Annotated in this window: 4 protein-coding genes; 1 reads left to right on the forward strand and 3 read right to left on the reverse strand. The window is 65.5% G+C overall.

The genetic code is table 11. The features are described 5' to 3' along the window. Positions 1–909 (reverse strand): MHYT domain-containing protein (locus EOD07_RS27155; RefSeq protein ID WP_127237590.1); only part of this gene is annotated, 909 nt, incomplete at its 3' end. Positions 910–1,065: 156 nt separating this feature from the next. Then, the gene (locus tag EOD07_RS27160) at positions 1,066–1,452 is read right to left on the reverse strand and encodes a hypothetical protein (RefSeq protein ID WP_127237591.1); all 387 of its coding nucleotides are present in this window, start codon (positions 1,450–1,452) and stop codon (positions 1,066–1,068) included. A gap of 86 nt (positions 1,453–1,538) precedes the next feature. On the opposite strand from EOD07_RS27160, the gene EOD07_RS27165 reads away from it, so the two are divergent. Beyond that, positions 1,539–2,162, forward strand: coding sequence for an FMN-binding negative transcriptional regulator (locus tag EOD07_RS27165; RefSeq protein ID WP_127237592.1), 624 nt, complete (start codon positions 1,539–1,541; stop codon positions 2,160–2,162). A 26-nt stretch (positions 2,163–2,188) separates the two neighbouring features. On the opposite strand, the gene EOD07_RS27170 is transcribed toward EOD07_RS27165, so the two are convergent. Then, positions 2,189–3,491: helicase HerA-like domain-containing protein (locus EOD07_RS27170; RefSeq protein WP_127237593.1), on the reverse strand; the 1,303-nt coding region annotated here is incomplete at its 5' end.

A 3,491-nucleotide genomic window follows, 5' to 3' on the forward strand; every position in this document is an offset into this window, starting at 1 on the left:
CTCTTCGGCCTCGACGAAATGCGTGCCGTCGGCGCCTTCGACCGGCAAGCGCGTTGCCAAGGGCGGCGGCGGGCGCCCGAGGCCGTGCAGCGGCAGCGGCCGCTTTGCAGGCGAGCCGTGCGGATCGTCATCGCCAGACAGTTCCCGCGCCGTATCCATGGCATGAGGCTCACCCGGCCATTCGGGTGAGGTCGCGGCGGCGCGCTGCTGCGATTCCGGCACCAGGAAGAGCAGGAAGCCGGCGACGACGAGGAAAGAAAGGAGCGATACGATCAACGCCAGGATCTGCGGCGAGGCGGTGAGACCGTCCATGCCGTCGCCTGTCGAGGGCATCATCTGCATGCCGTACATGGCGGTATAGTGCATTCCCGAAACGGCAAAGCCGAAGGCGACCGCACTGAGCACGAGCCGCATGCCGCCTTGCCGGGCAAGAAGTATCCGCAATCCGCCATAGGCGGTGCCGACGGCGATCAGCACCGAAACCAGCATCATCATATCGTCGTGATGGATGTGGAATGGACCGGCAAGTCCATGAATGCCGACATAGTGCATCGAGACGATCCCGGTGCCGAGCAGCAGCGCCGAGGCGATGACGCGGCTGCCGGACGGCTCGCCGATGGACACGAAGAACAGCGAAACGCCGACGACGAGCGCGCAGATCAGAAACGAAACGATGGTCGGCAGGACGAGATAGGTGGTGCCCGGAGGCAGCGGCGCGGCCAGCACGCCGATGAAGTGCATGGTCCAGATGCCGACAGCCAGGAAGAAGGCCGCGCCGGCCAACAGAAATCGGCGGCTCGCGCCAGGCGCGCCGCGCACACGGGCTGCCAACCCGAAACCTGTGTATCCTCCCAGGATCGCGATCACCACCGAGAACGCGACCAAATAGGGGTTGTGCCCTACGAACATATCGGTACCGGCTGGCGAGACATCCACCTGTCCGCAGCTTCTCCCCTGGCGAAGTCTACAGGCAGATGCGGCATTTGCAATGCGCGCCCAGCGCTTGCTGCTTCGGCAAGAAGTGCGATCGAAAAGGCCCGGCAAGATATCCAGGGTGGCCGCCCGTCAGCACTGCTCGGCGAGTTTGGTCGCCAACACCGCAACGCCCCGCCGCAGCGCCTCCGCGTCAAGCCCGGCATAGCCCATGACGAAGCCGGCGATTTCCGGTCGCGGCACGCTCGGACCGTAAGGCGGCGACACCGGATAGAGCCCGATCCCGGCAGCGCGTGCGGTCGCGATGATCACCGGTTCGCGTCCGGCATCGATACCGCTCATCCAGGCAACGATATGCAAGCCCGTCTTGGCCCCTGCGACCGTGGCCTGCGGTCCGGGGCGATCGCTCAGGGCCTGCGGCAGGATGCCCCTGGGCCCGGCATTCTTCCTGCTGATGCTGCGCATGTGGCGCTTATAGGCGCCCCTCGCCAACAACCCGGCCAGCACGTCCTGTTCCAACTGGACCACCCGAAACTTTCAAAGCTGGATATTCCAAGCAGGCCAGACATCCGGCATCTTTTCCTGCGACGCTAAGGAATCTTGCCATGTACACACCGCCCGCCTTTCGCGACGACGACTATGAGAGCCTCACCGCCACGATCCGCGCAGCGCGGTTGGCAATTCTGGTGACCGCCACGGCCGACGGCCCGCTGGCGACGCCTCTGCCGCTTTTGCTCGACGAGAACGAGGGCGAGCATGGGGTGATCTACGGCCATGTCGCAAAGGCAAACCCGCAATGGCGCGTGCCGCCGCTGGGCGACGGCCTGGCGATGTTCATGGGGCCCGACGCCTATGTGACACCGGCCTGGTACCAGACCAAGCAGGAGACCGGGAAGGTAGTGCCGACCTGGAACTACGTTGCCGTCCACGCCCATGGGCCGATCGAATTCTTCGAGGACGCCGACAGGCTGCTCGAGGTCGTGACCCGCCTGACCAATCTGCATGAAGGCGAGCGCTCGGCGCCCTGGGCCGTGTCTGACGCGCCGGCGGATTTCATCCAGTCGCAGTTGAAGGGCATCGTCGGCCTGCGCATGCCCATCACGAGGCTGGAGGGCAAGCGCAAGATGAGCCAGAACCGCAACGCCGCCGATCGCGCCGGTGTGCTCGCCGGTCTGGCGGCGAGCGACCGGCCGTCCGATCGCGAGGTCGCGCCGCTTATTCCGGTGTGACCTCTCAGGGGCCTGGCTGACGGCCGTCACCGTCCCTTGGCCAGACTCCCCAGGATGCCGCGCACGATGGCGCGGCCGACGGAGGAACCGACCGAGCGCACCACGGATTTGATGGCGGCTTCGGCCACGGTCTGGCGGTTGGAAGACCGCCGGCCCGATGTTCCCAAAACATCGTCGAAACCGGGGATGGTCCAGCGCGAGCCGCCGCTGTTCTGCTGCTGTGCCTGCGCCTCGGCGTCCTGCGCTTCCTTGGTTTTCTTCTGCAGGATCTCGAAGGCCGATTCGCGATCGACGGCCTCGTCGTACTGACCGGCGACCGGGCTCTCGGCGATGATCTTGCGGCGCTCGTCGGGCGTGATCGGTCCGAGCCGCGACGATGGCGGGCGGATCAGCGTGCGCTGGACCATGGCAGGCACGCCCTTGTCCTCCAGCATCGAGACCAGCGCCTCGCCGGTGGCGAGCTGGGTGATGGCAGTGGCGCAATCGAAATCAGGATTGGGCCGGAAGGTCTCGGCAGCGGTGCGCACCGCCTGCTGTTCGCGCGGCGTATAGGCGCGCAGCGCGTGCTGGACGCGGTTGCCGAGCTGGGCTAGCACTTTTTCCGGGATGTCGAGCGGGTTCTGGGTGACGAAATAGACGCCGACGCCCTTGGAACGGATCAGCCGCACCACCTGCTCGACGCGGTCGATCAGCACCTTCGGCGCGTCCTCGAACAAAAGATGCGCCTCGTCGAAGAAGAACACCAGCTTCGGCCTGTCGAGATCGCCGACCTCGGGCAGTTCCTCGAACAGCTCAGACATCAGCCAGAGCAGGAAGGTGGCGTAGAGCCTGGGATTCATCATCAATTTATCGGCGGCGAGCACGCTGATCGCGCCCCGGCCGTCTCGCGTCGTGCGCATCAGATCGGCGATGCGCAGCGCCGGCTCGCCGAAGAAGTTCGCCGCGCCTTGGCTCTCGAGCACCAGGAGCGTGCGCTGGATGGCGCCGACGGAGGGCTTGGTGACATTGCCATAGCGCGCGCTGAGCTGGTCGGAGCGCTCGGCCATGTTGGCGAGCAGCGCCTGCAGGTCTTTCAAATCGAGCAGCAGAAGGCCCTCTTCGTCGGCGATGCGGAAGGCGATGTTCATGACGCCCTCCTGCGCTTCCGTGAGGTTCATCAACCGCGACATCAGCAGCGGTCCCATCTCCGAGATGGTGGCGCGGATCGGGTGGCCCTGCTCGCCGAACAGGTCCCAGAAGATGACCGGGAATTCCTGGAACTGGTAAGGATCGAGCTTCACCTGCTCGGCGCGCTTGACCAGGAAATCCTTGGCCTCGCCCATCATGGAT

This window comes from Mesorhizobium sp. M2C.T.Ca.TU.002.02.1.1 (genome assembly GCF_003997225.1).